The organism is Porphyromonas loveana, from assembly GCF_003096695.1.
Taxonomy (GTDB): Bacteria; Bacteroidota; Bacteroidia; order Bacteroidales; family Porphyromonadaceae; genus Porphyromonas; species Porphyromonas loveana.
On the sequence record NZ_QEKY01000030.1, the window covers coordinates 1 to 5,319 of the forward strand.

At 43.6% G+C, this 5,319-nt stretch carries 5 protein-coding genes and 2 pseudogenes; 2 read left to right on the forward strand and 5 right to left on the reverse strand.

Translation table 11 applies throughout. From position 1 onward, the window contains the following. Together C7382_RS09830 and C7382_RS09840 are read right to left on the reverse strand one after the other, a co-directional pair. Positions 1–188: pseudogene (locus C7382_RS09830) on the reverse strand (plasmid recombination protein); the annotation flags it as partial. A 331-nt stretch (positions 189–519) separates the two neighbouring features. Continuing rightward, positions 520–1,461, reverse strand: a complete 942-nt coding sequence (locus C7382_RS09840; RefSeq protein ID WP_116680090.1) for a toprim domain-containing protein — start codon at positions 1,459–1,461, stop codon at positions 520–522. Positions 1,462–2,231: 770 nt separating this feature from the next. Between C7382_RS09840 and C7382_RS09855 the strand changes: the two genes are divergently transcribed. Then, positions 2,232–2,510, forward strand: coding sequence for a helix-turn-helix domain-containing protein (locus tag C7382_RS09855; protein ID WP_082129247.1), 279 nt, complete (start codon positions 2,232–2,234; stop codon positions 2,508–2,510). A 2-nt stretch (positions 2,511–2,512) separates the two neighbouring features. Further along, positions 2,513–2,800 carry a helix-turn-helix domain-containing protein gene (locus C7382_RS09860; RefSeq protein ID WP_116680092.1) on the forward strand — a complete coding sequence of 96 codons (288 nt, stop codon included), beginning with the start codon at positions 2,513–2,515 and terminating at the stop codon, positions 2,798–2,800. Between the two features lie 395 nt (positions 2,801–3,195). On the opposite strand, the gene C7382_RS09865 is transcribed toward C7382_RS09860, so the two are convergent. The 3 genes and pseudogenes from C7382_RS09865 to C7382_RS10220 form a co-directional block, all read right to left on the reverse strand. Beyond that, positions 3,196–3,984: an ABC transporter permease gene (locus tag C7382_RS09865; RefSeq protein ID WP_116680093.1), complete on the reverse strand. Its 789-nt coding sequence runs from the start codon at positions 3,982–3,984 to the stop codon at positions 3,196–3,198. After that, positions 3,981–4,889: an ABC transporter ATP-binding protein gene (locus C7382_RS09870; protein ID WP_116680094.1), complete on the reverse strand. Its 909-nt coding sequence runs from the start codon at positions 4,887–4,889 to the stop codon at positions 3,981–3,983. The genes C7382_RS09865 and C7382_RS09870 overlap by 4 nt, the downstream gene beginning before the upstream one ends. A gap of 297 nt (positions 4,890–5,186) precedes the next feature. Further along, positions 5,187–5,319: pseudogene (locus C7382_RS10220) on the reverse strand (site-specific integrase); the annotation flags it as partial.

Genomic DNA, 5,319 nt, shown 5'->3' on the forward strand with positions numbered 1-5,319 from the left:
GCCGTGGCGATGCGATGCTCTATCGCTTCGCTACGGTTGGTCACATTTGCAGGGAATTGCACCAATTCCCTGTTCAGGTGTGTGCGAGAAGGATCGACGTTACTCGGGGTATATGCCCGCGCTATATGAGCGGTATTTCCCGAGTCGTTGCTCCTCGCCTTGTCTATATGTAGTACGGCGTAGCCCATTGTTTGAAGATTGTTTTAAGGGGTATCCAAAGGGGCGGAGTCCCTTGGCTCAGGAGGGCTTTTTTAGCGGTAACGGAGTGCAGCGTGAAGAAAATGCCCTAATGAGCTATGGCATTTCTTGAAATGTCCGCTCCGCCCTGCTCGTTCTTCTTTCTTGTCGAGTTGCATTCTGTGAATACCTGTCCGCTTTGTTTCTAAGTTTAGCCCTGCAAACTTGCGGTTCTGAGGAACTGCCGTAGCTATCGAAACAAAGCCGTTTATTCGCATACATTTTATTTCCTGCACCTTTGAATACCTGATGATGGAATAATGTTGTTTGCTCTGTTTTGCCTTATCGTCCAAGTCCTCGTTTACGAGGTGGTATCACCTGTTTTTGCCCTGTTCTTTGGGCAACGTGGTACTCATTGAGGTCTTTGTATCGGGCATAGTGTCGGCTCATATCCTCTGTCTTGATGCCTGCTGAGCGAAGAGATTGGAGGGCTTTTCGTCCTGCTTCATCGTTGTCAAGGAAAGCCCGAACGGAGTCGATGCCGTTCTCGTAGAGATAGGCAACGGCTCTATGGATATTGCTCGCGGAGTTCAGAATAAGACAAGGGGCAAACTCATTCTTCCCTTTCATTGTGAGATAGGAAAGGAAGTCCATAAAGCCCTCGAAGAGACAGTACGTTTCAGAAGTATTCCCTTGAATGAGGCTTATATTCTTCGGAGCGATTGTTCCCTTGAATGTCTTGTCGTCCCGAAGCTCATACCCTCCTGCACGATTGGGGAAGCCGATGGCAGAGTACTCTCTTCCTCCCACTTCGTAGCGAACGTGACGGAGATAGGGACTTGCCACGGCAAGGTCTATCTTGCGTACTTCTCGGAGATAGTTTTGCAGATGCAGGGGCAATTCTTCACTAATGGAGAGAATACGCCTTGTATTACTTGGTCGCTGTTCTTTCCTTTTCTGCTCTATGCGAGCTTCACGATGAAAGGGAAAGGGGGCGAGGGTTGTCGCTTTGCCTTCGGCAAGATACGCGATAGCTTCATAGGCACTGCATCCACGTATCCGCATCACAAGGTCGATGATGCTTCCGCCTTGGCTTGTGCCGTAGTCGTGCCACAGATTTTGCCGAAAGTCCACTTTCAGGCTGGCGTTGGAGTCTTCTCGGTAGGGTGCGTGATAGAGGGCGTAGCCGTTGTAACGCTTCGCTGGCTCGATGCCGCAGGCGTGCAGATAGTCGGCTATCGGTATCGCCTTGATGTGTTGTCGGTCGTAAAATCTTGATTTCATAAGTTGATTCGATGATTATTGTGTGGATAAAAAGGTGATTCAAACGGTGAAAGGGAAAAGATTGTCGGCTTACGGAGGACGCACTTTGTCGCACTTCCCAGCAGACAAAAAGCCTTTCCCTGCTTTTTCCCTTTCACTGTATATATCCTTTCACAGTGAAAGAAGAAAGTATCTATGGCATTTCTCGTTTGCTTGTTTCTTTTCATTGTTCGTACTTCTTCTGTTTGCTTGGTTTTGAACTTTCATCCGAAAACGGATGCTGAAACCAAGTTACAGAGGCGAACACAGAGTCCCAAGGCTGGTGTGTCTGTTGCTTCGAGGTACAGAGAAATGCTCCGAAAATGAGTAGTAAAAATGGGAGAAAACAGAACGAAAAGGCTCAAAAAGCAAGAACAGAGAGGAGAAAGGCTCTGTAAACGACTTCATCGGATTGCCAACGTCTGCACCCTTTTTCTTCGAGGGATAGGCAAGCGAGAATTATCATTGGTGAGAGAGCATCCAAAAGATGCCGAGTAATCAAAGAAAAGATACCGAGCAATCTCACGGTCGCTCGGTATCTTTTTCCCGTTGTGTCGTGCGGACATTTCACACCATATCAGAGCCACAAGTACGCACTTAGAGAAAGGTGAGTGAATTAGGCGATTTGTGCTTATACATTTGCCTGCGATTTCCTGCTGTTTCCCTTGATTTCACCGGTTCTTGGGACAAGGATTTCGCTTGCATACATTTGCACCGAAAAGAGAAAAACGACAATTAAAAACGATATTGATATGAGATTTACCGCCATCGACACCTCCGCTTGGGAGGAACTGAAAAAGAGCATCGAAGAGTTGGCTCTTTGTATGCGAGAACAATTCGGAACGAAGCCCGAAGTCCCCGACCTGTTGCACAACGGGGACGTGTGCCGAATACTCAACATCAGCAAACGAACGCTCCAGCACTATCGGGACACTTCCGTGCTGCCCTTTATCCAAATCGGACACAAGTGCTATTACAAACGTGAGGATGTGGAAGCACTCCTCGAAAAGTCGAACCGAAAAATACAATGACTATGGAACACGAAATCGTAAACAAAGAAACGCCCGAGATGAAAGAACTCATTTCGGGCATTCAAGAAGTGAGCAAACGCCTTCGGGAGGCTGCCCAAACGCACCGTTCGCTCTTCGGGGGAGAAATCTACCTCACGGGGCGAGAGGTCTGCGAACGGCTTTTCGTCAGCCCTCGCACCTTGCAAGACTATCGGGACAAAGGTATTATTCCCTACACCCAAATCGCAGGGAAAATTCTCTATCGACTCTCAGACATAAACCAACTATTGCAAGAGAACTATCGGAGATAACTGTTTATTCTTTTGCTATGATATTTTGTTGTGCCTTAAAGAATCAAGAGGATTGACAAACGACTTTTTCTTTTGTAAATAGGAATGCCACCCTGTCAATGTGCTGATGTACTTGAAAAGAGATTTATGACTATTACACCTGCCACGATAAGCGCAATGCCGATTCCATCTGGAATATCAAATTGTTGCTTAAATACTATACCCAGTACAATATCCAATGCCGCCTACATCGTATAGTCAACACCTCGCGGAATTATTTTCAGAGACACGAAATCGAAGCAGACAATGTAAGTAACGCAGATTCACACTATACACAACGGTATGGGAGACAAAGCTTTAAGTTTACGTGTAACTCCACCTGACGGAAAGCGCATGTTGGCGATAGTTGTTTCTCTCTATTTTGTTTGGTCTGCATAGTTCCAATACATCACTGTCGCTATATACCCTGCAATACTCGTCAGTACTAAAATTCCGTAGCTGTAATTGTCAAGTAAGATTTTGTATTCGCCGCCTACACCACTATAAAGTGCGGGGACTGACCAAGGAAAATATGAGCCGTAACCTGTCGCTGCAATTACTTGTGCAAATACCAATGTCAATGCAACAAAGCCCAAAGGTGCAAGATAGCCTTTGCTCCAAAGAGCGAAAAATGCAATCGGAAAACCAATAATAATTGTCAAAACGGTCGTAAAGAAATAGTCGCCTAACGATTGGAGCAGCCAACCACTGCCTGGTGGTGGGAGTTGCAAAAGTGCTCCGAAAACAAATGCCAGCAACAAATTTGACAGCACAAGCAGGAAACACCAAAGTACGAACAGACTAAATTTTGCGTTCAGAATTTGTGTTCGTGATGTAGGGAGTGAAAGCAAATCTTTAGCTGTTCCGTCAGAATATTCACGACCAAAAATCCAACTTGCCACGAACCCGAAAACCAAAATACCGCCAACGCTAACGGCTTGTGTTAGTATATCAAAATACGATTCCCAATTTGCCTCAAAGTTCATTGCTTTTGCTTTGGCAACAAGTGCGCCTGTTTTTCCCAATGCTTCGCCACCTTGAATGATAAAAAAGCAAACAGCACCCATAATTGGTGCTAATGCAAATGCGATAAAAGTTGCCCAAATAATTTTCGAGTATTTTATTTTTATCAGTTCTGCTTGTAATGCACGTATTTGCTGTTTCATAGTTTGTTCCCTTTTATGGTCCGTAGAAAATACATTTCTAAATCTTCCGTAAATAGGAAAATTTGTTTGGGGGGAAGTCCGTTTTCTGTCAATAGTTTTGATATGAGTTCCGGTTTTTCCAATGCTTCGCTATTTGTAATTTCTATTTCGTTTGTCTCTATTGGTTTAACTGAATAATTGGCATTTTGTAAATGTTGAATTGCCTTTTGATTGTCTGTTGTTTGCACCAGAATTTTCTTGATGATTTGACTTGATAATTCTTTTGTCGTCAACTCCTTAATCAGTCTTCCTTCGTGAATGATGGCAATACGGTTTGCAACTTTGGAAATTTCGCCGAGTATGTGACTTGAAAGAAAAATGGTTGAACCATTTTCAGCAAGGTTGATTAAAAGCTCCCGAACTTCGACAATTCCTTCCGGGTCTAAACCGTTTATTGGTTCGTCCAATATCAGAAGTTTAGGTTTGTGTATGAGTGCTTTTGCAAGTCCTAACCGTTGTTGGTTGCCAAGAGATAAGGCGTTGGCTTTGGTGTTTCTGTATTTTGTGAGTTTTAGTTTTTCAATAATCTCGTCAATCACTTTGGGGTTGTTCTGCTGTCGCAACTTGTAAATCACTTTCAGGTTTTCGTAAACCGAAAGATTGGGATATGAATAGGGCGTTTCAACCAAATAACCGATGTCATTCCATTGTCTGAATTGCGGTGTAAGTTCGTTGCCAAAAAGTGTGATTGTTCCGCTATCGGGTTTTATCATTCCTAACAGCATACGAATTAGGGTTGTCTTACCCGCACCGTTTAGTCCCAAGAAACCGTAAATCTCGCCCTGATTAACGTGAATGGAAATGTTATCTGTTGCAACGGTTGAACCGAAGCGTTTCGTTAAAATATTTGTCTTTATGATTTCCATCTTTTCCACTATCTATGAATAGTTTGCTACAATTGCTACTAGCGGTCAGGCGATATTAGTTAGACTTAAATGATAAATTTTCCTCTAAAAACAAAGGTGCAGTGTTACACCGTCGCCAATCTACGTTTGCGGGTATAAAGATACGAATTTTAGCACAAAAAAAAAAGAATTTCAATGCTAACAAATTATTTCTTTAGAATCATTCAAGTCTCTACTAAGCAAGGACTGCAAAATAAGAGAAAGAGGCTTGTTCCATGCTTAAGTAAGTAGAAGCAGTACTTCTTTATTGATCTAAATTTACAGACCTCCTTTCCGTATTAATCTTTCTATATCCATTGCAATCTTTTGGTCAGTGATTTGGGCATAAATTTGCGTGCTGGAGATGGAGGCGTGTCCCATCATTTTGGCGATGCTTTCTATCGGAATACCT